The organism is Betaproteobacteria bacterium, from assembly GCA_016709965.1.
Classification (GTDB): Bacteria; Pseudomonadota; Gammaproteobacteria; order Burkholderiales; family Rhodocyclaceae; genus Azonexus; species Azonexus amarohabitans.
Genome location: JADJLT010000001.1, coordinates 464,460 through 491,087 on the forward strand (window position 1 = coordinate 464,460; position 26,628 = coordinate 491,087).

Consider the following 26,628-nt stretch of genomic DNA (forward strand, 5'->3'; position numbering starts at 1 on the left):
CATATATTTTATCTGTTCACAGACAAACTCTCTGTGCAATAGTTGTCACTTCTCAAAATTAACTGGTGGTAGCAAACCACCAGAAGGCGATGATGCCGAGATCGAGACGCGTCATTTGCCCTTGGATGGGCCCAACGCTCAGCTATTTTCTTTCGCGGTGCGCGAGCAGGTCGTCAACTTCTCCGGCAATGGGCGAGGGGCTGTCGAGAAGGGTTTGAACGCGACGGCGATCTTCAGCTAACCAGCTTTCAATATTTCCCTTGTCCAGTTTGATGCCAAAGTTGTTTTGCTTGCCAAGCAGGCGTTGGATCACCATGTCGCCGAGTTCCTTCTTGAAGTGGCCCGCTTCCCAATAATGGGTAAGATGGGTTTTTCGATCCCCCTTCACAGGAATGGCTTCGAGGGTTTCAGGCGCCACGCCGCTGAAGTCCCATACCTGTACTTTGCCGCCTCGATCCTTGTTTTTTTCGGCAATGCCAACGACGAGTCGCTTCCAGTCTGCGAATAGTTGCCCCATTCCAAGGCGTTCGATCATCATGCGAATCTCTGCATGGTAGGGGTAAATGATCAAGTACGTCATACTGCCGCCATCGGTTGCTTGCGTGAGAATGGCCTCGAGCATGGCCTCGTCATCAGAAATGCCACCTTGTTTTGGCCTGAGTTGCATCGGTTTTCGCATCCAATTCCGGACGTTTTCTTCAGCTCGTTGACGAAACAGGGCGTAGTGCCCGCTTTGTTCCACTTCAGGGATGTAGTTGTACAGCGGGTTGAATCCATGATCGGTCGAAGTCTCGGGATAGCGGGATCGCTGCAGGAATAGTGTGGTGAGTGAGTCGCGGAGGCCGGTTATGGAAAACACGGACTCGGCATAAAAGCGGGCATCACGTTGTGGCGCCGACTCAGTTCCAATCGTAGGGGAGCTGAGCGGCGGTGATCCGCCGAGAAAATCAAAAAAATCAACACCTAAAAAGATGGTTTTTGGCAAACAGTTTGCATTTTTGAGCCAGATAATCTGACGTAACGAGGTGCCTGCTCCGGTGCCAGGAATGGCGTGGTTGAATGCTGAAAGCCCCTGCGCTGCCAATGCTGGGTTTTCTGGATCAAAGCCAATTTCTGCACGGGAATTTCCGAAGATACCAGTATTGGGACATAAGCGGTATGCCCCTTGGTAACGAGCGAGTTCACGGTGGTGATCCAGGTGCGGCTTTATCGCATTGACCTGAGCGATACGCGGCGAGCCAAATACACCAAGCGGGTCAATAAACGAGTTGAACAAGCCAACTATGGCGATGGCAATTACGACGGTCGACAGCATCCAGCGCAAATAACTTGCCCAAGCTGACGTTGATGGTGGGGTGTGCATCAGAACTGGAAGTAAAGGAATTCTGTCGGGCGACTTAGCGCGAGCACTCCAAGTGCAAATACTAGCCCCATGGCGACAGCGTGTCCTCGTTGGGGAGACCAAGCGAGAATGGGTGTGGAAGAACGTTTAGCACGGCTTTCTTCTGGCAATGCAGGCTCAAAATGCCCCATGATTTGTTGGGTGTTTGGTGCAACAAAAGCGATCAGGGAACTTGCCGTAACCCAACACCAGGTTTCAACAAAATTTGCACCGCCTCCCAGATAGCTGACTATACCCAGCCCTTCGACAAAGGCTTTGAGGGGGCCGAGGCGTGACAGGATCGGATCGGGCAGCGCAGCGCCAAATCCTCCCAGCATGCCGGTAATTAGGCGATTCGCTGTAGAGAGATCAGGGGCACGGAAGTATACCCATGCAAAGACAACACAGAGAAAGGTAAGGGCAACGCCAAGAAAGCGGCCAAGGCGAGGTGGCAGGCTGACAGGAATTCGTCGACAGAGATTTTGCCAAAGCTGGTTGATTACCAGGAAACCGCCGTGGAGGGCGCCCCATATGACGAAGTTCCATCCGGCACCGTGCCAAAGGCCGCCCAGTACCATCGTGGTCATGAGGTTGGTTTGACGACGAAAGGCACCGTGACGATTGCCGCCAAGCGGGATGTAAAGGTAGTCGCGCAGAAAGCGCGACAGGGTCATATGCCAACGCCGCCAGAATTCAGCAATGTTGTGAGATTTATAGGGCGAACTAAAGTTGAGGGGCAAACGGATGCCGAACAGTCTAGACAGGCCGATGGCCATATCAGAGTAGCCGGAGAAGTCGAAGTACAGTTGGAAGGTGTACGCCAAGGCGCCACCCCAAGCGATAAATAACGAAGGGGAGTCGATGCTTGAGGAAAATACAGGTGCCGCATAGCTCGCAAGGTTGTCCGCTATCAGTACTTTTTTGGCCAAGCCAATGGCGAAAATGGTGAGGCCGATGGCGAAGTTTGCTGCATCCGGCCGATAATTTTTATCCTCATCGAATTGCGGCATCATCTCCTTGTGGTGCAAGACAGGACCAGCAATCAGGTGAGGAAAGTAGGTTACGAACAGGACGTAGTAGATAAAGCGGTATTCGGTGACCTTGCCGGCATAGGCATCGGCTAGAAAGGCAATCTGGGTAAAGGTAAAGAAGGAGATGCCGATCGGAAGGATGATCCCAAGTATCGGCCAGTCTGTGCCCAGAATGGCATTGGACGAGGATAGAAAGAAATCGGCGTATTTGTAGTAGCCGAGAAGCAATAAATTGGCGGTAATGGCGACGGCCAGCGCCAGGCGACCTTTGGCGCTGGCGGTGTGTCGGGCGATATAGCGACCGACGAAATAGTTGGCGCAGATGGAGGCGACCAACAAAGCCAGATAACGATAATCCCACCAGGCATAGAAAAATAGGGAGCAGGCGGCCAACCAGGCGGCACCTGCTATCTTGCCCAAGCGCCCGACGATAAAAAATCCCAGGATGGTAATCGGCAGAAAAGCTAAAAGGAATGAGTAGGAGTTAAAAAGCACAAGTTACCAAATGATGAACCCAGAAGATCTATTGGCAGGCAGCCATACAAAATGCCCTGCCAGTAGAAGAACACTGAAGGCAGCCTGGACCCCATAAATTATTCCTCTAGCGATTGGGGATTAAAAATCCGGACGATCGAGCCTGCAACCACTGTTCCAGCATCATCGATATCCAGATCATTTCTCCGAAATACCCAGGATGCTCGTAAAGACGTTTGGTCAGCAGGTCATCGACAAAGTCGGCGCGTAGAATGCCACGGTCTACCAAGCCACGAACCGATTCAGAAGCCAGTTTTCGTAATGCTTGATCACGGGTAACCCAGACCCCGAACGGCAGCCCGAAGCCCTGTTTTTTCTTAGTGATGATTTCATCCGGCAGGAAACCACGCAGTGCTTCCTTGAAAAACCAGCGCAGTTTCAGGCCTTTGAGTTTGTGGTCGACTGGCAAACGCAACGAGAAAGCCAGAAGGTCGTCATCAAGCATGGGAAAGCCGACATCCAGCCCGGCGAGACGGGTGGTGCCGCAGACTTTTGGCAGATCGCTTTCGGCCAGGGTGTAGCGCCAATCGAATGACAATTCACGGTTGGTGTTGTTAGTGGTTTGCGCACCAGCCCACACTTTGCGTTGATGCTGCAACGGCGAGGAAATATCGACTTGTCCCAAAAATCCCTTGGTTAGCGCCTGATCGATACCCAAACGAGTAATCAGGTTGTACATTTGCAAGCGGTCAGGCATCGGGACGCTGGCTTGCTCAATGTAGCTGGATGCCTTGCTCACCAATGGCAGACTGCCAGCGAGACGGGTGTTCAGAAGAGGCTCCATCAGGCCTGTGCGAATAGGCTTTGGAATGTATTGATACCAATCGAACATGCGTTGCTTGGCGTAGCGTGAGTTGCCGCCGAAGAGTTCGTCGCCACCATCGCCCGCCAGGATGCGTGTAACACCATCATCCTTTGCCATTTTTGCGCAGTAATAGGCAGGCAGCGCCGAAGAGTTGCCAAACGGCTGGTCATAGCTTGCTGCGACCATGGGGATGCTACGTACCAGGTCCGCGGGTGTTACGTAATACTCATGATGCTCGGTATTGAATCGCTTGGAGGCTATATGGGCAAACTCCATTTCATCGTAACCTTCGGCTTCAAAGCCGATGGAGTACGTTGCTGCCGGTGTGCCGTGCGCCAAGCCGATCATACCGGCAACCGTGGAGCTGTCCGTGCCGCCACTTAAGAAGCACCCTGCTTTGCCACCGTTCAGTTGGCGGGCGGTTGCTTGTTGCAGAAGCGTTCGGAATTCGTCGCGTAACTGATCAAAGGAAGGTGGTGACACCTCTTCAAAGGCCGGTGTCCAATAGGGTGTTACGGTCAACCGGGAATTTTTGAATAAAACGTAATGCGCTGGCGGAACTCGGTAGATACCTTTGTAGATGGTTCTCGGCGAAGAGATAGCGTGCGAGTAGAGATAGTCAAAAATTGCTTGCGGATCAATCTCGGTGCTTGCATCTGCCAGTTGGTCGGCACGTTCGGCGAATAGAAGCTGGTTACCAACTTGACGGTAACAGAGCGAACGGATCGCGAAACGGTCTACTGCGAGAAAAGCACCGCCATCTGGTAAACGAAACGCGACGGAAAAATCCCTAAAACCTGTTCAGGAGCCTGGCTTCCAAAACGCTGGAAGGCTTCGCGCCAAGCGGCTTCTTCTCCCTCTCGCTTGACTGTGTTTGCCAATGAAGAATCATTGAAGCGTGGCTTGCCGAATACAAGGCTATCCGTGTTGCAACTTGTCATGAATGGAACCAATTTACTTTGAAAATTTGCACGAACAAAAACAAAACGTTGAACGTCATACGTGCCTAAAACCAACGGCCATGCTAAGGTGGCCGTTGGCGTTCAAAAACTCACTTTGGCATCAACAACGGCCAGCTTTAACCGAAAACGTGAATTCTACGTTAGCTCCACAAAAGGAGTAATTTCCAGCGCCATTGTCATTGACGGAATAATCGAAGCTCCCACCTGTCCCATAATCATGAGTAATCACCCCTGTATTACCTGCAATACGCCACCTCCCTACCGTTTCAGCAGGATCCGCAACAGTCCCAGCGTGTTGCTCAACTAACGAGCCACCAGCTTGATGATTCTCTTGCCACTGGCAGTTTGCACCACTACAGTTGGCAGGCGAGCAAGCCGTTAGCCCGGTCAGCAGAGCCCTTACCTGAGCCCCCGACAAGTAGCCATTACCTGGACAAGCCGCAATCGCAGCACCCGCACCGATCAGCATCATTGCAAACATAAGCACATGTTTTTTCATTTTATTTCCTTTTCTTAATGGAATAACCACTGCAACATTTTTCTGCTCGCAACAACAAGCACTGGGTGCTTATCGTGACGGCAGGGTCGCTAGTCTCGGGTAACTCAACCTTCCCATCGAAGCACATTTCACACCTTGAAAAATAAAAACAACAATATATCGTTAAAACAACGAGCTAATAAGCATACTATTCAAGCCATTAGCATTGATGTAAAGAATCCCGACACTAACCGCCAAGAAAAATCAGGATTAGGTCTGCGCCCCCCGCCCTTCAATGCTTTTGCTGGCGTTCGAGTCCTTCTTGCGAGTAATAAAATCGCCTTTTAGCTTAGGCGGACTTGCACAACTCCAACATAGCCATATAACAAGCAAAAACAACAGAAGCAGGCGTGGGCTATCAATCAGGCTATCCATGGCCCCAATCACAACAAACCCTGTTCCGGCAGCCATGAAGACGCCAGCCTCGGCACTTCCTCGCCAAGCTTGTCGCCCAGCGCGCCAAAGACCGAAGATTACAAACAAGCCGAAGGCAACCACGCCAAACCAGCCCTGATCGAACAATACTTGAATTGGGAAGTTCCAGATATGCCAAGGAAGGTCGTTGTCTACAGAGAAAAACCAATGATCAAATTGTTGTGAGAAGTTACCGTTGGCCAAAAGATTCGCGCCCAAGACATCGATCATCCTGATGTTGTCCAAATCGACGGTTGCACTCTTGCTGGAGTTGTAGAGCGAAAACTTGACTGGTCGGCTTTCGTGCCAAGACCCCTGTCCCAGACTCCCGGACCCAATGTGCATTTTGACTGGCTGCCAGCTACCATCTCCGTTGAAATTGATAATTTCGGAACTGCATCGGGCCGAGGTCAGCAGCCATTTTTCACAGATTGATAGCGTCAGTTGAGCATTTTGCGACGGGCTCCGTACGTTCAATTCAACTACATAATCATTGCCTGGTTGTAGCGAAATGAACTGCTCGACATACATTGCGCTACCTACACCGAGTTTGAGAAATGTGTTTTCGGGCTCTGTTCCAAGCCAATAAGGCGCTGCTTTCTTTTCATTACTGCGCCAAAAGTGAATATCTGGATACCGGCCGACCCCATTCCCAGAAGGGCCGTGGCCCAGTCTGAGTCACGCATCCTCAGAGCAGCTTCCCAATGACTTTGGCGAGCCGTAAGGTCAGTGCTGATCAGGCCGAGCCGTTCCTGTGCAAACTGACTGTAGAAAATTGGGGTACCGACACCTAGAACAGCCAGGAAAAGCATTAGTGGAATGGCTGCGCGATTAAATAGCTGAATAGGTTTGTTGTCTGAGCGCTTGATTATTACAGCAAGCAGTGCGAGTGTGAATGCCACACCAAAACCGAGATACCCAACTCTGGAAAATGTGACCATGACACCATAGGTAGTGACCAATAGCAGCAAAGCACAAGCAATTCGAAGCCAAAGAGAAGATTTATCAAAAAGCAGCATGACCAGAAACGGCGTACCAATTGTTAAATAGGTTTCGACATCCGCCCCCCCGACATGCATTTGCGAGAACGGTCCCGTGACACGATAGACATCGTTAAAGTTTAGGAGTCCAGGGAAAGTAATACGCTCCCAAACAACCACGAGCAGCGTCCCCGCTACGCCAAGCACCATGCCTAAGGCAAATAGCTTAGGTACATTGTGACCAGCAAACACGATGCGCGCGAGGAGACCATACAGCAAGAAAGCCCAGAGTGCCGCCTTGGTGATTCTCAATGTATTAAACGGACTGTAGTAGTTTGAAAACGTATTGGCATCAAGCATGTGCCAAGGGGTCAACCCGCGGATGGCACTAATTGTGAAACTGATGAAGAGCAGGCCAGCTACGATTCTGAAGAGTGTCTCAGTGCGTCGAGCTTTGCGGGGTATCTGTCGCACCCGGACGTACCCAACGGCAAGGCAGACGATAACGAGCAGGTCAAACTCGTCAAAAAAGAAACGCCCACTCCAAGGAGCAAGATCAAGAAGCGGCAGGGCCGCTGGGAGAATGATGACTAACGAGGCAGGCCGAGACCAAATAGTTGCAGCAGATAATAAAAGAAAAAGGCTGAGAAATACTGGCTGGGCCGGAAAGGTTGCTGCCCAGTATGCAGCAAATGCCAGCACGGCAAACATGACCGGATACGGCAATCGGTGATCAGCCTTACTACGACCTTTCAGGCGTTGTTTTCCTGCTGGCATAGGATGCTGTTCGGCTTGGGCTCCCAGCAATTGAACTGGCGCCGTTGCTTTGGAAAGTTCACGCGCCAAATAAACGACGCCAGAGCTTGCTAACGCGCCAAGCACAAGATTGGTCGGGTCGGGGTGCAAATCTTGCAGAAATAGCTTGCCCGCTTCAACAATACTGCTGGCGAAGAAGGCATAACAAAAAGCTTGAGACGGTGATCCGTCTTTTGACCATCTGAGTAGCCCAATCGGTAGATACATCAAGCACACGCTGGCGAGACTGAAAAGCGCCTTCGCTTCTGTCGTAAAGTAATGATAATAAAAGGGTAAAAAATGCAAATCGATGAGTTGGGAAACTGCATAATCTGCTCCTTTCCATCCGTGGGTAAACCACCCGTTCACTTGTAGAAGGACAAAAACATAAATTACGGTAATTGGAATTACATAGCGATTTACAAGTGCCGCGACTCGTTCCGGCGACCAGCTTGTGCGATGGTTCCACAGCACCACTCCTCCAAACACCCCTAGAATGCGGGTTAGTATGGAGAGTCCCTGACTAACGCCACTGGCAGTAAAGAACTGTGCGACTTCGATGCAGCAGCCAAGCCCAAAGCCCCACCAGGCAGCCTGTTTTAACTTAGCAGATGGACCCACCGCCCGGTAACCGAGAAATAAACCAAAAGGAAGAGTCAGAATTATTTCGGCGATCAATTTTAGGGCAACTAGAACATTGCCCTGCGCATCGTCGGCGAGTAGCAGCCCCCAACCTCCCCCCAGGATTTTTTGCTCTAATTCGTTGCGTGAAAGCAGTATGTCAAAAGGGAAAAGGCTGAAGGCAACATACCCGGCAAGATAGGCCTCTACAAGCCGTAATGCTAGCCACCCAGGATTGCTGAACACAGCATGTAGGAGAGCTTTGAACCAGTCTGAGTAACGTACGACAAGTATCAGACCAATCAGACTCCCAACACACTCGGCTAAAATATCATTTAGAGAGACAGTCCGCGGCGGGAAAAACAACTGCGTGAACTCAACACCGAATGCGAGTGCAAATGAAAATAGCGCACCAAGAAATAAAAGAGAAACACGCCAAGCGTCGGAAAATTTTTGTATCAGCAGATGAGCCGTTAGAAAGCCAACCGGAACATAGAGTACGCCGTTAGATATCCAGTCGGCACGTGATTCCACCCCGAGTTCGTACATTGGTATGAGCTGAAAGGTGGCCCATGCCTGATCAAATGGGAGCGGTTTGAAATCCAGGGGCACCAAACTCCCATAGACCACAAAAAATATATAGCCAAACCAGATCGAGAGAATAAGGGGGTACCGAGATTTCAGAGAGTGCATGCGTCAGGCTTAGTCGTGTTTGACGGCTCAGTGCTTCCCGCTATTTGGATAGCTGCCTAGATCACTCCCTGCCGCAAAGTACGAGAAGCGATGAACAAAGCAAAGGAGCGGTAAGTCCCCGTGCCCAATTCAAGGCAAAGGATGGTTTGATGGCTCGCTAAGCTTGAGGCGCAGAATCCGCGGCCGCTGCGCTCCCTCCTCCGGGCGATTAGCATCGTCCTTCCGTCCGCCGAGAAACAGCACATTTCGCAACAGAAAGAGGCGTCCGTCGTGCTGCTCGAAGACGCTTGAAAGTTTTGCATCCCCCAAACCCTTTTCGATCAGTATCTCTACTTCCGTCTGCATCTCTTCCGACTGAACGGCATGTCCCACGTAGTTGACCAAGTCCAGGCGGATGCGAAATTCGACGCCATGAATACCTCCCAGACCGACCTCTGTGAAAAGTTCGGTGAACTCATCCCTCTGTAGAGTCCGTGCATGGGAGTTGTCGATAGCGATCTCCAGTTCTTCCACGTAGGCATCGATCTCCGGATCGCCGTAGCCGATGATGTCCTGGATAAAAAGTCGCCCTCCGGAGCAACAGCAACGCAGCATCTCATCGATCACCTTTCGGGGATCGGCAAAGTGATGGAATGCAGCACGGCTCATCACCACGGTATGACCGCCGTCCGCAAAAGGTAGAGACTCCACCGGTCCTACTGAGAAACGGACATTGCCGACTTGCCTGCGCTCGGCCTCGACCTGCGCCAATGCGATCATGCGTTCCGCAATGTCGACACCATCCACTGAAGCAACGCTAGGGGCGCAATAGTTCACCATATGCCCGGTTCCACAGGCCGCCTCTAATACTCTGTCATCTGCTTGCAGTTTACAGAAGCGGGAAAACTGATGCAGGTTCACTTCGTTACCTGTAACTTCCCATGTAGCAAAGCGCTCTGCCTGTTGATTAAACTGCCGCTGAACTTTTTCTGCCTGTTTCATGACGACCTCCATCAAAGCTAGCTAACGTTCAATAAGCATACGAAGAGAAAAGAAGCTCAACTTACCGGATTCAGCGCAATCCCGCTACGAGTGATATGGCATGGGTCGCCCATATAAAGCCAAGCAAAGCCATGGCTCAGTTATCCAAATCACATCAAGCATGACAGACCGCTAGGCATTGTCCGTAGCAAGTAATCGAGTTACGCAGTCCACAAGCGATCCGACCGATTCAAATATCGCACCATCAAGTTGATCTTCTGAAAACTCAAAACCCAGTTGCTCTTCCATTGCTGTTATGACAGAGACGATTGCCATAGAGTCAAGTTGAGGCAGACTACCTCGCAACTTCGTATCCTCGGTAAAAGCCAAGGCTTTTCCCTTGAGATTCAGCTCATTATCAAGGATTGTTAGTACAGACTGCAGAATACTCATATTTCGCCCTCCAACATGACAACACAATGTGTCGATAGTATCCACAGATAAGCTTACAAGTCCATAGCGACAGTTTCAGAGTACAAATAATCAATATCTGAAGCTTCAAGCGTGTGACTGAGGAACTGTTTGTGATTAAAACCTGTTCTTAGTCGTGCCAGCTTTGGCAGGCACCCCAACATTCTTCTCTCAATGTGAGTTGTCATTATGCCTTGCCAGAAAAAATGCCAACTCAGGCGGGTCAGATATTTAGCAAATACGCTCCCGTCACTCACATAGACAATGTTTGCACAAGCCATGCCCTTGAATCTCCCTTGCTTGTATATAACATGACAACAATCTTTCGGCCCACTAACCACCAAATGCTTCAGCCAAGGAAAAGATGAATGATCCCGCCAGATATTTGCCATCGAGGCTGGTAGCGCCCTTTCGATCTTAACTGGGTCAGTAACTACACGCCCATGAAAGGGAACTACGGGCAAATTGGGGATTACCGCAACGCCCTCATCCAGCGCCTTGAATTTGAGGAACTGTAGGACGCCTGCAACGATCTTGGTTGGGGAAAAATCAGTAAAGTGATAGCCCGCCTGCCCAACGACACTCATTGCCAGTTGCATGCTGTACTTGCGATGACTATCTAGAACACACCAACTGGTAATGTTACAAAAGCTTTCTTTCTTGCCACGGATAATCCGGTCAGCATAGAACGCCCCGATTCCTCCAACAACTCTTCCTTCATTTCGCATCAGGAAACCGTAGTTGGGGCGCTCCCTCCCCCAACTGGTCCTCAATCCCGAGGCCCAGTCTTTAGCCATCCGCCTCACTGGCATATTAGCTTCAAGGAAGACTGCAAACTCGGGCAGCGTTGCATCAGTAATCGGTTCGATAATTGGTTTTGCCATGATATTCAATCCGCTACTTGCTGTCCTTGACGATGCCTTCACTTGGCGCAAAACTGAGAAGCCATTCGATTCCCCACTCCGCAATTTGATCACGCCATTCTCTACATGAAAATGTATGGTCAGCGTATTTAAGATCGTGGCGAACCAAGGAGCGCGCAGCAAGATGTTTGCGCCATGCAGGCGCTGCTTGAAGCAGATCATCAAACTCCCTGGAAATCAGGTCCCGCCCGCTCATCACCAGCATGATCCGACCTTTGAACTGCGATAGTCCATCGAGCATCCGGTCGGGCAGCGGCCTGAGGTCTACGCCAGTTTCTGCATTCCGGGTAGCTTTATCCTGATCACCACCCGCTCCCTGTCCGCGGGCGAGGGAGATCATCTGTATAGCAGAGCGAATGGAACCAAGAAAGTCGAATTTCAGGCTAAACACCTTTATCCAGAACGAACGTTGGGTTAGCCTATCCAAGTAGTAATGTTTCACTACAGCTTTTGCCTGCCCCTGCTCGGTTCGAACCCACGGGTTGAGCATGACGATTCCGTTGACGCGTGGATCCTTATGGGCATAGACCAGTGACGCGGAAGAGGCATTGCACTCCCCCCAAAGAACAACCTGTTTTAGCGAAGGTGTTTCTTCAAAAAACCGATTGATGGCAGCACCAATATCTACTTCAGTATTTTCAAAGTCGAGGTATTCCCCGTAGCTGTCTCCCATCCCACTGAAGTCAAATCGAAACACCGGGAAGCCTTGTGCTGATATTTTTCGCGCCCAAAGTACCAGTTGGCGGTGGCCACCGATGCGGTATTGAGGACCACCAGCAACCATTACTAGAACGCCGAGTTCCTGTTTTCCGGATGCCGGATGAAGCATGCCAACCAATGGGTAACCGGCAGCACACTCGATAACAATGGGTTTCTCGTTCATTTCGTTGGCCGCAACAGTTGGACCCAGTCTGACGTTTTTTTCACAAGATCGGGGGCAAGAAACCGTTCATACAGGGCCCAGAATGCGGGGCCGTCAAAAGGTATAACTTCAGTGGTTCTTCCTGCTGGCTGCCAAGCAGCAAGTAGGCATTTGCTGGCCGGAGATATCTCATTTTCTTCCCCTCCACCTTTTTCAAGCCAGGCAATTGACACCGACTCAGGCGGAATCAACTCACTTAGCCGAAGGCTCTCAATGGACATCGCTAGTTCAGGGTGGATCTCGTAACCTGCCACTTCGATGCTCCTGCCTTCCGCTAGTTGTGCCCGCATTCCTGCCGTAGTGTCTTTAGGTATGTCTGTTCGATCCATATTGGCAGCGATACGCATACGCATGAATTGGGTCAGGCAGGACTTACCGTCAACAATAGGTTGCCAGGCAATTAGCGCTCGTTTCTTATGGTCCTGTTGCAGTGCGGCGAGAGCCAGCGCAACCCCTAACCGAATGCCCAGAAGACCCGTACCCCCCCCCGGCTTTTCGTCAAGCCATTCAATTCCTTGACGCACATTTTCAATCCAGATGCCCCAGCGCGCATCGCCATACTCCCCATCGCTCTCGCCGGTACCAAACAAATCGATGGCCAGGGTTCCAACGCCAAGTTTCGCCAATGCCTGAGCTTGCGTGGTGACCATGCTGCGGCAGCGATTCATCTCCTCATTGAACGCTGGAACAACGAGTACATTGCCCCATGGCTTGGTAGCGCCGACAGGGGCATGATAAACAGCGAAAATCCGCCCAAGGCTACTTGGCAGAAAGAAGGGGTGCGGCAAAGATGAGGTGGTTCCCAACAAAATACCGTCTCGAGTTGCGGCTGATTAAATCAGCCCTTTTTTTCGGAGCACAAACTCAGCCATTCGCGCCAGCGTACCGAGGTTGTCAATATTAATTTCCTCTTGCGCCAAAGGAATTTCGTATGTTTTCTCGTACCAAGTGATCAATTCGAGCAAGCCGGTCGAGTCAATGAGGCCTGTTGCCGGGATGATGTCATCCAAAGCCAACTCAGAAGCATCATCTCCCGTTTGGGCCGCGATCTCTACTACCTTGGCCTTGATTTCGGCTTCAATCGATTCTTTATTCAGTGCCATCTGTATTCCATTGAATCAGTTTTTTTTGGGCAATGCGAGTTTCTTGAGCACTGCGACGACCTGCCCACCATTCAAGACACGATGGTCATAACTCGCCCCAAGCACTCCTTTTCCATCTTTTCCTGCCGCATGGGCAACCATTAACGCGGTATGCGGAGGCAAGATTGGAATATGTCGGGTTACTTTCCAGCGTTCCATGCTGGAAAAACCAATCGTTGCCCCAGAAGCTTCGGACTCACGCAAGTTGTGTCCAGCAGCACGTCGAAGCACATCACCTAGGACATTGACGAAGCCGAACTCGTCTTGGCCTTGAGCATCCCGGACCACAGCCAGATAGAGGGCATCCCCTGCCTGAATGGTGAACCCCAGATTGACCGGTGAATACTCAAAACGCTTGTTGCCAACCATGGTGGCGTTGAGTCGCGGGATTTCTTGCACCACTTCCACCAGTCGCCATGCCATCAGTGGCAGCAAGGGCGGCATTAGCAAGCCTTTCGCATCCTGAAACTGCTTGGCATACTCAGCCCACGGCGCAAGGTCGTAGTCGATCTCGATATAACCGGGCACCGCAAAATCGCGATGCCAACTGACCGTGGCCGCCATGCCTTTCTCTTCGCGGGTGAGATTGACCGGGCTGCCTTGGACATTGGGCAGCAAATCGATAGACTGCATCGCGCCAGCCTGTTTTGGCTCAGTTTTTGCGCCACCATGTGCCGATAAATAGCGCTCGACAGCCTCGACGGTCACTCTTCCATCAATCGGCGAAATGACGTCAGATTGCAACCCATTTTTTTGCAGGAGCAAAAGAGCCTTGGCTGTAATTTGAGAGCCGCGAGAGGTGGATTGCCCGGTCGACACGTCCTCAAGCTCCGGAATTGGCTCGTCCTTAGTTGCTCCCAGCCAGAGCATGATGCTGCCGACTCGAACAACTTCCTCAGCCTTTGCGACAAAGCCAAGGACAAAGCCATCCGAGGGGGCTGTCACATCGAGAACTGCTTTGTCAGTCTCGACCTGACCAACAATCTGGTCGGCCTTAATTTTGTCACCAATGCTCACGTCAAAAGAGAGTACTTTGACGTCGTCATCGTTATTGTTGATTCGCGGTATGTAAATTGCGGTTGCCATCGTTTTGTTTCCAGAAACTACAGGATATCCATGACCGCCAAGACGATTGCTTCCTCGTCCGGCAGTTGTGCGCTTTCCATGCTACGTGCTGAGGCAATCGGTACCGGCGCACTACCTAGGCGAGCAACCTTGCCCGCGTAGCCGTTCTCGGCAAGCGTTGCCAATACTTCGGCGCTGAAACCAAATTGATGATGCGCCTCTTCAACAACAAGAATACGCGGCCGATTCAGCAAGGCCTTCAGCAAAGAATAGCGTGGCAATGGAGCCAGCAGGGCTGGTGCAATTATTTCCACAGTCAACTCTTCGTTTTCTTCCAAAATTCGCGCCGCTTTTTCAGCAATCGGCAACATGCCACCGTAAGATAACAAGGTAATATCAGGATCGAGGCTCCCGCTACGAAGCGTCGGAAACAGTTCTCCACCAAGATCAGCCGCATCACAGGGAATTGCCTCATACAGCTGCGCATCGAGCTTTTCCCCGTATAGAAGTTTGTGCTCAAGGAATAGGGTTGGATTGGGCCAACGAGTCGATGCGTCGATCAGCAACTGACCAATATTATGCCGATGGCTGCCGAAGAGCACAGTCAATCCAGGTACTGAGACAAAAATGTTTTCAGGGCTTTGGCTATGTGTTGGGCCATAGCCGCGGCGCCCACCGCACGGTGCTCGAATGATGATGGGTACCGGGGACTCGGCGAACATGCCGGGAAACTTGACGGCATGGTTGTAGATCTGATCCATGCACAGCGTCAGGAAATCCGCAAACATAATTTCGACAATCGGCTTTTTTCCTGCCAAGGCCAAACCGATACCAGCCCCCGTAATGCCTGCCTCGCTAATCGGCGTGGAAATAACTCTACCATTGAACTTCTCCGATAGCCCTGCGGTAACCTTGAAGGCCCCGCCATATGGATCATGCAAATCCTCGCCAAGGAGTACGACATTTTCGTCATGCTCAAGAAGCTTGTGGAGTGCATCATTGAGAGCCATTCGAACGTTCGACGAACTTGAGTCGGCTCTGGGAAAGTCGACACTGACTGACGGCATGAATGAATGCTCTGGCACCTGATCGAAACTTGCCACACTTGATGCAAGGGCCTTTTTTTCAACTTCAGCCAAGAACGACTTACACGCAGACTGGATGCATGCGACCTGTTCATCGGAAAGCTGTTTGCCGAATGCCATTAGAGGATCCGCTGCAACGAGCTCTTCTCGCTCGAAAGCATCTCTCAGGTCATCGCCCTTGCTATGCGGCCCTAAACGGCCAGTGTCGATAACCAGCATTCCGGGGCTACGACTGTTGCGAGTATCCTGAACAACGCGTTCGACCTGCGCCGAAAAACTTTCGTCGCGATCACTCAGCCGCCAAGCAGCAAGCCCAAACGCTTTTCCTCGTGCCACGATATCGCCACCAATGGTGTCTCGCGTATAGGTTGTCTGTGCGATGCCATTATGTTCAACGACAAAAAGCACCGGCGCATTCCAGATGGAAGCCAAGTTCATACTCTCATAGAGCATCCCTTCCCCGAGCGTGCCATCACCGATGATGACTGCCACGACTCCCTGGCTAGATCTTGATTTCAGCTCTGTCGCCAAACCAACGCCAATACCCGTCATCCCCGCTTGCACGCCGTTGCTATGAAAATGGCGATATGCCAAATGCTGACTTCCACCATAGCCCGAACACACACCAGCCTGACGTCCCATGATTTCTGCAACCAAGCCCAGAAAATCTCCCGAATACGCCAGAAAATGACCGTGGTTTCTGTGATTGGAAAGGACATAATCATCTGGGTGGTTCAGGGCCCTAACTACCGACATCTGACATATTTCCTGACCCAGGCACGTATGCGTCGTACCGGACACTAGCCCCCGCCCAAACAGATCAAGGATAAGTTTTTCGGTTTCTCGGATCAAATAGCCATATGAAAACAAACCAAGAGGGGACTGATCGATCATGGGCTTTCCCCATGCATCGACACGAATAATTTCGGAAATATCCATCAAGCAATTCCAACGTTGACTACATGAATCAGAGGCAGATTATTAAAGCGTGGGGACGAATTGAGAACCAATAGAAAATCACTTCCCGCCCACCTTTAGCTGAACAAAAGTAATCAATGATCCCAAAGTAGCAAAAACAGCCCCGTCAATCTCATCGTCTTCTACAGAGCACCCAAAGCGCTCTTCAATCGCCGAAATAATCGCTATGACTGCCATCGAATCCAATTCAGGAACACCGCCCAGCAATACCGTATCTTCATCGAATGCAACCGCTCGCCCCTCCAGATGAAGAACATCATCGAGCATAGAAACTACTTCACGCTTAAAATTCATTTTTGTTCCTGATGGAAGTTTAACAATCACTGTATCCGAGTACCCAACAGGACTCCGTGAGATACTTCACAAGACGCCATCCTAGTTGTGTGTCATCGTGACCAAGGGGTGAAGTTTAACATTTGACACGAGTTAATGATGACTGAATCTACTCTTCTACATGAACTGATTTTCAATGCAAGAGATCGATCAGAAGAGGCACAGGCACTCAGCGATGGGAATGTCACCATATGCTATGGGGAACTTGCCGCTTTAACGTCGCGCTTCTCTTCAGCGCTGAGCAGCGTAGGACTTGCACGCGGAGAACGCGTTGCTATCTATCTGGAAAAACGAATTGAAACCGTTGTCACCAGTTTTGGAGCACCGGCTGCAGGCGGGGTATTTGTACCGATCAATCCTATTCTGAAACAAGAACAGGTGAGCTACATCCTCCGTGATTGTAACGTTCGCATATTAGTTACCTCCATTGAGCGTTTAAACTTGCTGCAACACGCGCTAGCAGACTGTCACGACCTACGTCTTGTAGTGGTTCTTGATAGCAACGGATCATTACCAACGCAGCCCCCCATGAATCTTTGCTGGTGGAGGGACTTTTTGGAGCATGACTCCCCAGTAAAAAACCGCGTAATTGACATTGATCCAGCCAGCATCCTCTACACCTCAGGCAGCACCGGCAAGCCAAAGGGAGTCGTGCTCTCGCATAGGAACATGGTTGCGGGTGCAAAAAGCGTGGCGAGCTACCTTGAAAATCGACCGGATGACACGCTGTTGGCCGCCCTGCCCCTGTCTTTCGATGCAGGTTTCAGCCAGTTAACGACCGCCTTCCATGCCGGCGCGCGGGTTGTCTTATTGAACTATCTACTACCCAGAGATGTGCTCAAGGCAATCGAGCGCGAAAAAGTGACCGGCCTGACTGCTGTTCCACCGTTGTATATCCAACTGACGCAGTTGAACTGGCCCGAGAGCATCACCGAGCACTTGCGCTACTTCGCCAACACCGGCGGCCGCATGCCGCGCGAAACGCTGGAGGCACTGCGCCGTCATCTGCCAAAAACCAAGCCCTTCCTGATGTATGGACTGACCGAGGCATTCCGCTCTACGTTTCTGCCGCCGAAAGAGGTCGACCGCAGGCCGGACTCAATTGGCAAGGCGATTCCGAACGCCGAAATTCTAGTGTTGCGCGAGGACGGCTCTCCCTGTGCACCGAACGAGCCTGGCGAATTGGTGCACCGTGGCGCCCTGGTTGGTATGGGCTATTGGAACGATCCGGAAAAAACGGCCGAGCGCTACAAACCCCTACCGGTTCACGCCCCCGGGCGCGAAGCAGGACTAGTCTTACCGGAAATCGCCGTATTCTCGGGCGATACCGTCCGCATGGACGAAGAAGGTTTCTTGTATTTCATTGGCCGTCGCGACGAAATGATGAAGACCTCCGGTTATCGGGTCAGCCCGACCGAGGTTGAAGAAGTTCTTTACGCCACTAAACTGGTCGGCGAATGCGTCGCCTTTGGAGTGGACGACGACCGCTTGGGCCATGCCATTCAAGTGATCGCAACACCGCCTGCGGGTGGAGCCCTTGACCCGAATGCATTGCTCACTGAATGCCGAGTCCGCATGCCCGCCTACATGGTGCCCAGCGGCATCGAAGTTCGCGAAGGCCCCTTGCCTCGCAACCCAAATGGCAAAATTGACCGAAAAACCCTGTCGACTGCATGGATCGAGCAGAAAAATCAGTAACCTACCTCATTTCGCTAGAACACAGAATGACAACACTAATACCAGTTGCCCCCACCCATACGCCGATGAATCAGTTTGCCTCTGCCGGCAACCAATTATTAATCGGCGGCCTGCCCCTCTCTCGATTAGCTGAGCAAGTTGGGCAAACGCCGTTTTATGCCTACGATCGAGACTTGCTATGTTCACGTGTCTCTGAATTGCGTGCCGCATTGCCAAACAACGTAGAGTTACATTTCGCCATGAAAGCAAACCCGATGCCAGCTGTCGTCGGCTTCATGGCTAGCCTAGTCGACGGAATTGATGTTGCTTCAGCCGGGGAATTGAAGGTAGCCTTGGATGCTGGCGCCAACCCGAGCGATATCAGCTTCGCTGGCCCCGGGAAGCGCAATTCCGAACTTCGGCAAGCGGTTGCTGCAGGCGTACTGATCAACATAGAATCGTTTCGTGAAGTTGATATCCTCGCAGATATTTCGCTGGCCCTTGAACTACCGGCTAGGGTGGCCGTTCGCGTCAATCCTAATTTCGAACTCAAGGGGTCCGGGATGAAAATGGGCGGCGGCCCCAAACAATTTGGCGTTGATGCAGAGCTGGTTCCTGAACTACTGGCAAGAATCGGCGAGAAAAAGCTGGCATTCGAAGGCTTTCATCTGTTTGCCGGCTCACAAAACCTCAAGCCGGAATCGATCTGTGAGGCGCAGCAAAAATCATATGATCTGGCGCTGGCACTCTCACGCCACGCCCCCTCTCATGTATGTTTCTTGAACCTAGGCGGCGGATTTGGCATTCCCTACTTTCCCGGTGAAAAACGACTCGATCTGGCACCGATCAGTGACAACCTAAAACAACTCAGCAATCGGGCAAAAATAGATTTTCCCGAAGCCAGCATTGTGATCGAGCTTGGGCGCTACCTTGTCGGCGAAGCCGGGATTTATGTATCCAGAATAGTTGATCGCAAGATTTCCCGCGGCCAGACCTTTCTTGTCGTTGATGGCGGGCTCAACCATCACCTCTCCGTATCAGGAAATTTCGGTCAGGTCATCCGAAAAAACTACCCGGTCGCGATCGGCAACCGTATGAACGCCGAACACACTGAAACCGCCAGCGTGGTTGGTCCGCTATGCACCCCGCTGGATATCTTGGCTGACCGCATGACTTTGGCGGCATCGGTGCCTGGTGACTTGGTCGTTGTGTATCAATCGGGGGCTTATGGAGCAAGTGCAAGTCCACAGCGATTTTTAGGGCATCCTGAGGTCATTGAGGTCCTTGTCTAAGAACCTGTTCACGATCTTTTGAGCAAAAGCGCGAGGAAGGCGAGGTGAATGAACTGTAGGCTGGTGTTGAGTTTTCGCTCGCAGTTTTTCCACAAACGGCGGCATTTTTCGATCCAGGCGAATGATCGCTCAACCACCCAGCGCTGAGGCATGACAGCAAAGGTAAGAGCTGGCCCCAGAAATTCGGACATTAAGATAAGTGATAGCCTTGCTCCACCCACGGCCGCGTAGCGGCTTGACTGAGGAGCAAGAGCATGACGAGAAGGAAACGGCGGAATCACTCGCCGGAGTTCAAGGCGAAGGTGGCGATTGCCGCCTTGCGAGGGGACAAGACGCTGGCCGAGTTGGCCCAGCAGTTTGATGTCCATCCCAACCAGATCACCGACTGGAAAACGCAGTTGCTGGAGCGCTCATCGCAAGTCTTCGGTGACAGCGGGGCCAAGGCCGACTCACCCGACACCACAGCGATGCGGTTAAAGATCGCAGATCTGGCACTGGAAAATGATTTTTTAGAAAAAGCGCTCACCAAAGCGGGCATGCTGAGCGCAAGACGATGATCGACCGCAGCCATGATCTTCCGGTTGTCCGGCAATGCCGGGTTCTCGGCATTGCTCGCTCGACGGCGTATTACACGCCCGAACCGGTCTCGCCAGAAGATCTGGCGCTGATGCGCCGGATCGATGAGCTGCACCTGGAGTTCCCCTTTGCCGGCAGCCGGATGCTACGGGACCTGCTGCGCCATGACGGGCATGCCATCGGTCGAAAACGAGTGCAGACGCTGATGAATAAAATGGGCGTCGAGGCAATTTACCGCAAGCCCAACACCAGTCAGCGACATGCCAAGCATCCGATTTACCCGTATCTGCTCAGGAATCGTGTGATCGATCGGGCCACCAGGTCTGGGCCACCGACATCACCTACATTCCGATGCGCCGGGGCTTCATTTATCTGTGTGCCGTCATCGACTGGTATAGCCGTCGGGTGCTGGCCTGGCGGCTCTCCAACACGCTGACCACGGATTTCTGTGTTGAGGCGGTTGAGGAGGCGATCACTCGCTATGGCCGACCGGAAATCTTCAACACGGATCAGGGCAGTCAGTTCACCAGCGCCGAATTCACCGGCCTGCTCAAAGCTAACAGTATCCAGATCAGCATGGATGGCAAAGGCTGCTGGCGCGATAACGTCTTTGTCGAGCGGCTGTGGCGAAGTATCAAATACGAGGAGGTGTATCTCAAAGCCTACGACTGCGTTTCGGCGGCAAAAGCAGGTCTGGGTAACTACATCCAGTTCTACAACACCCGGCGGCCGCATCAGTCATTTGGTGGCAAGACGCCGGATATGATTTACTTCGCTGGCCTGCCGACAAAAGGCTTGGCTGCATGACCCCCGCGTTACCCACCGCGTCGTCAGACTACGGTCTAAAGGGACCTTCGGCAGACGCCACCGTGGATAACGCTACCAGCGCAGGGCTACACTTATCTCCGTGGCAATCCTGTCCAAACAAACGGGGCCAGCTCTGTATGCAGCTCACTGCGTTTGGCGATTTGAACCTGAGCGCCAAGCAGTTCTTCAACGGCATGGGCAAACAGTTGGCCGACATATCCGCCATCAGCCAGAATGCTTTGAACAGCTTGTAAATCAGCCGCACAGCGGCCTGAGGTCGGTTGTAAACGGCAGAGTCCAACGGTTTAAGCGGCCATCTGATCTGCGTAATGCTTCTGCATAAACGCAGCAGGCGACAGATAGCCAAGGCGAGCCTGCTTGCGAATTCTGTTGTAGAAAATTTCGATGTACTCAGTGATTTCCCGTTTGGCTTCGTTGCGAGTAGCAAGGCGACGATGATGGATCAGTTCAGTTTTCAGTGATCCCCAGCAGCTTTCCATCGGCGCGTTATCCCAGCAATTGCCTTTGCGGCTCATGGAGACTTGCATGCCGAACTGGCGTAGCAATCGCTGGTAAGTAAGCGCCCGGCGAACCCATCTGTAAATTGACGCGTTAGACCGCGAAGATCGTGTCCCCTTAAAAACGATGGTGGACACTTTCGATGGAAATCCAGAAGCCAAGTCGCCGGCGGCGGCATCACCCGGAGGAATTCAAGCAGGCGGTGATTGAAGCGTGTTGCGAGCCGGGTGCCTCGGTCGCCGGCATTGCGATGGCCAATGGCGTCAATGCGAACCAAGTTCGGCGGTGGATGCGTGAGCGCGGTATTGAACCGCCGACGCGGCGCCTACCAATGCCCGTGCTCGAAACAGCGCCGGCGATCGCGCCTGCCTTCGTACCGTTGCCGATTGCCCCTGCGACGCCGACATTGGGAGATATCCGGATCGAAGTCCGCCGGGGCAACACCGCAATCAAGGTCGACTGGCCGGTCCAGGCATCCGGAGATTGCGCCGCCTGGTTACGCGACTGGCTGCGATGATTCGGGTGGATGCCTTGTGGCTCTCGACCCGGCCGCTCGACATGCGGGCGGGAACCGAAACGATCCTGTCCCAGGTCGTCCGGATCTTCGGCGAGGCGCAGCCGCACCATGCCTATCTCTTTGCCAACCGACGCGGTAATCGCCTGAAGGTGCTGGTGCATGACGGTTACGGCATCTGGCTGGCGAACCGTCGTCTGAATCAAGGGCGATTTCAACTACGGGCAAGCGAAGGCAGCCTTGGCCTTACCCGCGGGCAATTCGACGCGCTGGTTCTGGGGTTGCCCTGGGAGCGCCTGGCTGATGGCGGGGTGATCCGGGTTCTATGACGGTCCACCATTGGGGAAGTCCACGATAGTCAGTTGGGGTTGTGGGCGGCATCATGTCGGCCATGACACTGCCCGCCAACCTTGATCAACTCAGCGCCGACGAATTGCGCCGTCTGCTCGTCGAGCAAGACCGTGAGCTCAACTGGCGCAAGGTGAAAATCGACAAGCTGACGCATGAAGTGGCGTACTACAAGCGCCATTACTTCGGCGTCAAGGCGGAACGCCTGCCGGTTGAGCAGGGACAACTGTTCGAGGAAACCCTGGCGGCGGACATGGCCGCGATCACCGAAGAGCTGGCGCAGCTTTCGGAAACGAAGCCCAAGGGGCAAGCGAAGCGCAAACCCTTGCCGCCGGAGTTGCCGCGCACCGAGATTCACCACGAGCCGGAATCGACCACCTGCGCCTGCGGCTGCCAGATGAAGCGGATCGGCGAAGATATAGCCGAGAAACTGGACTACACGCCGGGCACCTTTACGGTCGAACGCCACATCCGCGGCAAGTGGGCCTGTAAGCAATGTGAAACGCTGGTCCAGGCTCCGGTGCCCGCCCATGTGATCGATAAGGGCATCCCGACCACCGGCCTGCTCGCCCATGTGCTGATCGCCAAGTATCTCGATCATCTGCCGCTGTATCGTCAGGAAGGCATCTTTGGCCGGGCTGGGTTGCCGATTCCCCAATCGACGCTGGCCGAGTGGGTGGGCCAGATGGGCGTTACCCTGCAACCGCTGGTCGATGCACTCAAAGTCGAGATGCTCACCTACCCGGTACTGCATGCCGACGAAACACCGGTGGCGATGCTTGACCCCGGCGCCGGCAAGACCCATCGGGCTTACCTGTGGTCCTATAGCATCGGCGCCTTCGAGCCGATCAAGGCGGTGATCTATGACTTTACCGACAGCCGGGCGGGCAAACATGCCCGGGAATTCCTCGGCGACTGGCGCGGCACGCTCGTCTGCGACGACTACTCGGGCTACAAGGCCCTGATTGCCGACGGCGTGACCGAAGCGGGTTGCATGGCGCATGCGCGCCGGAAATTCTTCGACCTGCATGCCAACAACCAGAGCCAGATTGCCCAACAGGCACTGACCACCATTCAGAGCCTCTACCAGGTCGAGCGGGAAGTCGCCGACCTGGAGCCGGACGAACGACGACGAATACGGCAGGAACAGGCCAAGCCGATTCTGGAGGAATTCCATGACTGGCTGACTCGGTACCGATTGCAGGTGCCGAATGGATCATCGACGGCCAAAGCGATTGATTACAGCCTTAAACGCTGGACGGCGCTCGCCCATTACATCGACGATGGTCAAGTACCAATCGACAACAACTGGATCGAGAACCGAATCCGGCCCATCGCTACTGGCCGGAAGAACTGGCTATTTGCCGGCAGCCTGCGCGCCGGAAAGCGCGCTGCCGCCATCATGAGCCTGATCCAGTCAGCCAAGCTCAACGGCCACGACCCCTTCACCTATCTGAAGGACATCCTCTCTCGCTTGCCGACTCAGCCCAACAGTCGGATCAGCGAACTGCTGCCGCATCGCTGGCTGCCAAATACCTCACCCTGAAAAACAAGGTGGGTTCGCCGGGCGCTTACGCTGGTAAGCATGGGCGCAATATTGGCTGCCACGATCAGAATGATGAACCAGCCCTCTTTCTGGACGTCTGGCGGCAACCGCCCGGAAGAGTGCCTGCATGACCAGGTTCTGCGTCATCCGTTCATCAAGGGCGTAGCCGACCAGTTCGCCATTGAACAAGTCCTTGATGCCCGCCAGGTAAAGCCAGCCTTCGTCAGTTGTCACGTACGTTATATCGGTGACCCAGGCACGATTCGGCACAGATGCCGCGAATTGCCGGTCGAGCAGATTCGGGGCAATCGGCAGGTTATGGCGGGAATCCGTGGTCACCCTGAATTTCCGTTTCTGCCGACAACGCAGCCCCAGTTCGCGACGTATCCGTTTGATACGATCAACGCCTGCATGAATGCCGTGATCAGCCAATTCCGCTTGCAGCCGCTCAGGGCCATAGGTCTGCCTCGTCCGCTCATGCGCCAGCCTGATTTCAATCGCCAGACGGGCATTCTCCTGGGTTCGCGGTGACGGTGGCCGACGGCGCCAAGCGTAATACCCGGCCTCAGAGACATTGAGCAGGCGGCACAACGTCGCCACAGGGTACAGGGGTCGCAAGCCATCAATTCGGTCGTATCTCACCGCGACTCCTTCGCGAAATACGCCGCAAATTTTTTTAACAGGTCGCGCTCCTGTTTCACCTCGGCCAGTTCCCTGCGTAGTCTTGCCAGTTCAATTTCCTGTTCGTTGGGAACCCGCTGTCCTTGACCTACCGCTGCCAATTGCCCCTTCTTCGCGGCGCGTACCCAGTTGCTCAGGCTGCTTTTCGGTATCGACAACTGCTTCGCAGCCCGATCGATAGACAACCCCGTCTGCTCGACCAATTTGACCGCTTCCGCCCGAAATTCCGGCGAGTACAACCCCTTCGGTAGCCTTTCCATCTTCATCCTCCAGACCGTAAATTACACGATCCGTTGGACTCCACTATTTCCAGCCTACCTCATTCGGTACAATAGTGGGAATGCAACTAGCCTAGCAACAGCAACACCACAGAGTGTGGTTCCTAACATTTCGGTGCTCTCAAGACGACCACAAAATCGGCAATTTAATGCACAAACCAACAAACTGTTATTTTCCGCACAAAATCACAACAAACGCCAAAAAACGGGCACATTGATTCGCAATCAATGTGAAATAGTGCACGGGCACGATATGCTTGAGCAAATAAAATAAATCCATGCAAATAGCCACTTGATGCTTTTCCATCAGGAAATCACGACTCGGCTTGGTAGCAAAGTATTTTTGGGGAGCATTAACAGATGATCAGAATGTTTAATCACTGGTTCACTTGGCGAAGCGTGGCCGGGATTCTGTTCGATTTTTCGTTTCTGATCGTTAGCCTTTTTATTTCGCTAATGTGGATCAACAGCGGCCTTCCGATTAACGTGAAGCAAGTTCTTACATTTGCAGTAATTTTTGGGCTGGTGATTCTGGCCATCAATGCCTTATTGGGCCTATATCAACGCGTTACCGTTCGCTCTTCCGCCGAAACAAGGGCTCGAGCAGTACTTTCTCTTTATCTGGCCATACCGGTTGCTTACGCCCTGTATGCCCTGCTCCCGATTTCTACGGTCAACCGCGATTTGATCCAACTTTCTGCAATGTCGGCTGCCTTCGGTATGCTTGTAACCCGCGTAGGTGCCAGTCACACCACAGCGACAAAAATGTTGCGTCGCCGCATCATGGTGTTCGGTACGGGACTACAAGCGTTGGCAGTTAAACAAGCCTTAGATCACTCCGATCCCTCAGCACAAATCATTGGCTTTTTTCCGGGCAGTAACGAGGACCAGCCACAAATATCGCCAAGCCTGATTCTTAGCCGAGACAACTCCCTAACTGACACAGCTCGCAATTTGAATGTCGACGAAATTGTCGTAGCTCTTAGTGAACGTCGGGGTGGCGCCATGCCCTTGCGCGAACTACTCGACTGCAAACTGCAGGGTGTCCGAGTACTTGATCTGGCGAGCCACTTTGAGCAAACCCTCGGGCAGATACGGCTCGACTCCCTGTACGCAGGCTGGCTTATTTTTGGTGATGGCTTCGGTCAAGGACTTATCCGGACAGTCGTCAAGAGACTTTTCGATATTGTTTGCGCCAGCATCCTGATAGCCCTTTCGCTTCCGGTCATGTTTGTAGTGGCTATTCTCATTGCGCTGGAAGATGGCTTTCCACTACTCTATCGGCAAGAGCGTGTGGGATTTAATGGTCGTCTCTTTAATGTCATTAAGTTTCGCAGCATGCGACGTGATGCTGAAAAGGACGGAAAGCCGATTTGGGCTCAGGCAAAAGATAGTCGCGTAACCCGTCTCGGCCAACTCATCCGCAAACTTCGTGTCGATGAACTCCCACAGCTGTTCAGCGTTTTGAAGGGCGACATGAGTTTGGTTGGCCCCCGCCCGGAGCGCCCCTTTTTCGTAGATCAATTGACGAAGGAAATCCCCTTCTATGCCGTAAGGCACAGCGTAAAGCCAGGAGTAACCGGCTGGGCGCAGGTAAGATACCACTATGGTGCAACAGTCGAAGACTCTGCCGAAAAGCTGCAGTACGATCTCTATTACGTAAAGAATCACTCCTTGTTCCTGGACATCGTGGTTCTCTTTGAAACTGTGGGTGTCGTGCTGACAGGCAAGGGCGCCCATTAATCACTAGCATCACA

At 52.7% G+C, this 26,628-nt stretch carries 20 protein-coding genes and 5 pseudogenes; 7 read left to right on the plus strand and 18 right to left on the minus strand.

Annotated features, from left to right (window positions below; genetic code table 11):
- Window positions 1-142 precede the first annotated feature (142 nt).
- The 15 genes and pseudogenes from IPJ12_02300 to IPJ12_02370 all read right to left on the minus strand — a co-directional run bounded on the left by IPJ12_02300 (window position 143) and on the right by IPJ12_02370 (window position 16,594).
- A complete protein-coding gene (locus IPJ12_02300) occupies window positions 143-1,363 on the minus strand; it encodes a hypothetical protein (protein MBK7646022.1) in 1,221 nt (406 codons plus the stop codon).
- Entirely contained in the window at window positions 1,363-2,907 is a 1,545-nt protein-coding gene (locus IPJ12_02305) for an MBOAT family protein (GenBank protein ID MBK7646023.1), read from the minus strand. Before IPJ12_02305 ends, IPJ12_02300 begins: the two co-directional genes overlap by 1 nt.
- A gap of 106 nt (window positions 2,908-3,013) precedes the next feature.
- Window positions 3,014-4,692 (minus strand): annotated as a pseudogene (locus IPJ12_02310) (asparagine synthase).
- A gap of 121 nt (window positions 4,693-4,813) precedes the next feature.
- Complete coding sequence (locus IPJ12_02315; GenBank protein ID MBK7646024.1) at window positions 4,814-5,212, minus strand: hypothetical protein; 399 nt, start codon at window positions 5,210-5,212, stop codon at window positions 4,814-4,816.
- 249 nt (window positions 5,213-5,461) lie between these two features.
- Window positions 5,462-6,196 carry a hypothetical protein gene (locus IPJ12_02320; protein MBK7646025.1) on the minus strand — a complete coding sequence of 245 codons (735 nt, stop codon included), beginning with the start codon at window positions 6,194-6,196 and terminating at the stop codon, window positions 5,462-5,464.
- 8 nt (window positions 6,197-6,204) lie between these two features.
- Window positions 6,205-8,673 (minus strand): VanZ family protein, encoded by a 2,469-nt coding sequence (locus tag IPJ12_02325; GenBank protein ID MBK7646026.1) that lies wholly within the window; start codon window positions 8,671-8,673, stop codon window positions 6,205-6,207.
- 210 nt (window positions 8,674-8,883) lie between these two features.
- Window positions 8,884-9,735: a methyltransferase domain-containing protein gene (locus IPJ12_02330; protein ID MBK7646027.1), complete on the minus strand. Its 852-nt coding sequence runs from the start codon at window positions 9,733-9,735 to the stop codon at window positions 8,884-8,886.
- A 171-nt stretch (window positions 9,736-9,906) separates the two neighbouring features.
- Window positions 9,907-10,167, minus strand: a complete 261-nt coding sequence (locus IPJ12_02335) for an acyl carrier protein (GenBank protein MBK7646028.1) — start codon at window positions 10,165-10,167, stop codon at window positions 9,907-9,909.
- 53 nt (window positions 10,168-10,220) lie between these two features.
- Window positions 10,221-11,069: a hypothetical protein gene (locus IPJ12_02340; protein ID MBK7646029.1), complete on the minus strand. Its 849-nt coding sequence runs from the start codon at window positions 11,067-11,069 to the stop codon at window positions 10,221-10,223.
- Window positions 11,070-11,082: 13 nt separating this feature from the next.
- The gene (locus IPJ12_02345; protein MBK7646030.1) at window positions 11,083-11,991 is read right to left on the minus strand and encodes a hydrolase 1, exosortase A system-associated; all 909 of its coding nucleotides are present in this window, start codon (window positions 11,989-11,991) and stop codon (window positions 11,083-11,085) included.
- Entirely contained in the window at window positions 11,988-12,839 is an 852-nt protein-coding gene (locus tag IPJ12_02350; GenBank protein MBK7646031.1) for a hydrolase 2, exosortase A system-associated, read from the minus strand. The genes IPJ12_02345 and IPJ12_02350 overlap by 4 nt, the downstream gene beginning before the upstream one ends.
- Before the next feature lie 24 nt (window positions 12,840-12,863).
- Window positions 12,864-13,133, minus strand: a complete 270-nt coding sequence (locus tag IPJ12_02355) for an acyl carrier protein (protein MBK7646032.1) — start codon at window positions 13,131-13,133, stop codon at window positions 12,864-12,866.
- Window positions 13,134-13,148: 15 nt separating this feature from the next.
- The gene (locus IPJ12_02360; GenBank protein ID MBK7646033.1) at window positions 13,149-14,258 is read right to left on the minus strand and encodes a 2-oxo acid dehydrogenase subunit E2; all 1,110 of its coding nucleotides are present in this window, start codon (window positions 14,256-14,258) and stop codon (window positions 13,149-13,151) included.
- A gap of 17 nt (window positions 14,259-14,275) precedes the next feature.
- Window positions 14,276-16,261 carry a 2-oxoglutarate dehydrogenase gene (locus IPJ12_02365; GenBank protein ID MBK7646034.1) on the minus strand — a complete coding sequence of 662 codons (1,986 nt, stop codon included), beginning with the start codon at window positions 16,259-16,261 and terminating at the stop codon, window positions 14,276-14,278.
- 78 nt (window positions 16,262-16,339) lie between these two features.
- A complete protein-coding gene (locus tag IPJ12_02370) occupies window positions 16,340-16,594 on the minus strand; it encodes an acyl carrier protein (protein MBK7646035.1) in 255 nt (84 codons plus the stop codon).
- A 138-nt stretch (window positions 16,595-16,732) separates the two neighbouring features.
- On the opposite strand from IPJ12_02370, the gene IPJ12_02375 reads away from it, so the two are divergent.
- On the plus strand, window positions 16,733-18,331 hold the full coding sequence (locus tag IPJ12_02375) for an acyl-CoA ligase (AMP-forming), exosortase A system-associated (protein MBK7646036.1): 1,599 nt from the start codon (window positions 16,733-16,735) through the stop codon (window positions 18,329-18,331).
- Window positions 18,332-18,357: 26 nt separating this feature from the next.
- Window positions 18,358-19,602 (plus strand): pyridoxal-dependent decarboxylase, exosortase A system-associated, encoded by a 1,245-nt coding sequence (locus IPJ12_02380; GenBank protein MBK7646037.1) that lies wholly within the window; start codon window positions 18,358-18,360, stop codon window positions 19,600-19,602.
- An 8-nt stretch (window positions 19,603-19,610) separates the two neighbouring features.
- On the opposite strand, the pseudogene IPJ12_02385 reads toward IPJ12_02380, so the two are convergent.
- Window positions 19,611-19,766: pseudogene (locus IPJ12_02385) on the minus strand (transposase).
- 90 nt (window positions 19,767-19,856) lie between these two features.
- Here IPJ12_02385 and IPJ12_02390 point away from each other — a divergent pair.
- Window positions 19,857-20,985, plus strand: a pseudogene (locus IPJ12_02390) (IS3 family transposase).
- Between the two features lie 305 nt (window positions 20,986-21,290).
- On the opposite strand, the pseudogene IPJ12_02395 reads toward IPJ12_02390, so the two are convergent.
- A pseudogene (locus tag IPJ12_02395) lies at window positions 21,291-21,560 on the minus strand (IS3 family transposase).
- A gap of 86 nt (window positions 21,561-21,646) precedes the next feature.
- Here IPJ12_02395 and IPJ12_02400 point away from each other — a divergent pair.
- The 3 genes from IPJ12_02400 (at window position 21,647) to IPJ12_02410 (ending at window position 23,912) form a co-directional block, all read left to right on the plus strand.
- Window positions 21,647-22,021 (plus strand): transposase, encoded by a 375-nt coding sequence (locus tag IPJ12_02400; GenBank protein MBK7646038.1) that lies wholly within the window; start codon window positions 21,647-21,649, stop codon window positions 22,019-22,021.
- Window positions 21,988-22,347: an IS66 family insertion sequence element accessory protein TnpB gene (gene tnpB / locus IPJ12_02405; GenBank protein ID MBK7646039.1), complete on the plus strand. Its 360-nt coding sequence runs from the start codon at window positions 21,988-21,990 to the stop codon at window positions 22,345-22,347. Before IPJ12_02400 ends, tnpB begins: the two co-directional genes overlap by 34 nt.
- Window positions 22,348-22,409: 62 nt before the next feature.
- The gene (locus IPJ12_02410) at window positions 22,410-23,912 is read left to right on the plus strand and encodes an IS66 family transposase (GenBank protein MBK7646040.1); all 1,503 of its coding nucleotides are present in this window, start codon (window positions 22,410-22,412) and stop codon (window positions 23,910-23,912) included.
- 24 nt (window positions 23,913-23,936) lie between these two features.
- Here the strand turns inward: IPJ12_02410 and IPJ12_02415 are convergent.
- A pseudogene (locus IPJ12_02415) lies at window positions 23,937-24,853 on the minus strand (IS3 family transposase).
- 378 nt (window positions 24,854-25,231) lie between these two features.
- Between IPJ12_02415 and IPJ12_02420 the strand changes: the two are divergent.
- Window positions 25,232-26,614, plus strand: a complete 1,383-nt coding sequence (locus tag IPJ12_02420) for a TIGR03013 family PEP-CTERM/XrtA system glycosyltransferase (GenBank protein MBK7646041.1) — start codon at window positions 25,232-25,234, stop codon at window positions 26,612-26,614.
- The last annotated feature ends 14 nt before the right edge of the window (window positions 26,615-26,628 follow it).

Bases quoted from the DNA above. Each gene is read 5' to 3' on its own strand.
- IPJ12_02365 (MBK7646034.1), bottom strand. From the start codon at position 16,261: ATGGATATTTCCGAAATTATTCGTGTCGATGCATGGGGAAAGCCCATG.
- IPJ12_02330 (MBK7646027.1), bottom strand. From the start codon at position 9,735: ATGAAACAGGCAGAAAAAGTTCAGCGGCAGTTTAATCAACAGGCAGAG.
- IPJ12_02420 (MBK7646041.1), top strand. From the start codon at position 25,232: ATGATCAGAATGTTTAATCACTGGTTCACTTGGCGAAGCGTGGCCGGG.
- IPJ12_02320 (MBK7646025.1), bottom strand. From the start codon at position 6,196: ATGTATGTCGAGCAGTTCATTTCGCTACAACCAGGCAATGATTATGTA.
- IPJ12_02375 (MBK7646036.1), top strand. From the start codon at position 16,733: ATGACTGAATCTACTCTTCTACATGAACTGATTTTCAATGCAAGAGAT.
- IPJ12_02370 (MBK7646035.1), bottom strand. From the start codon at position 16,594: ATGAATTTTAAGCGTGAAGTAGTTTCTATGCTCGATGATGTTCTTCAT.
- IPJ12_02315 (MBK7646024.1), bottom strand. From the start codon at position 5,212: ATGAAAAAACATGTGCTTATGTTTGCAATGATGCTGATCGGTGCGGGT.
- IPJ12_02345 (MBK7646030.1), bottom strand. From the start codon at position 11,991: ATGAACGAGAAACCCATTGTTATCGAGTGTGCTGCCGGTTACCCATTG.
- IPJ12_02410 (MBK7646040.1), top strand. From the start codon at position 22,410: ATGACACTGCCCGCCAACCTTGATCAACTCAGCGCCGACGAATTGCGC.
- IPJ12_02400 (MBK7646038.1), top strand. From the start codon at position 21,647: ATGGAAATCCAGAAGCCAAGTCGCCGGCGGCGGCATCACCCGGAGGAA.
- IPJ12_02355 (MBK7646032.1), bottom strand. From the start codon at position 13,133: ATGGCACTGAATAAAGAATCGATTGAAGCCGAAATCAAGGCCAAGGTA.
- IPJ12_02380 (MBK7646037.1), top strand. From the start codon at position 18,358: ATGACAACACTAATACCAGTTGCCCCCACCCATACGCCGATGAATCAG.
- IPJ12_02340 (MBK7646029.1), bottom strand. From the start codon at position 11,069: ATGGCAAAACCAATTATCGAACCGATTACTGATGCAACGCTGCCCGAG.
- IPJ12_02335 (MBK7646028.1), bottom strand. From the start codon at position 10,167: ATGAGTATTCTGCAGTCTGTACTAACAATCCTTGATAATGAGCTGAAT.
- IPJ12_02300 (MBK7646022.1), bottom strand. From the start codon at position 1,363: ATGCACACCCCACCATCAACGTCAGCTTGGGCAAGTTATTTGCGCTGG.
- IPJ12_02360 (MBK7646033.1), bottom strand. From the start codon at position 14,258: ATGGCAACCGCAATTTACATACCGCGAATCAACAATAACGATGACGAC.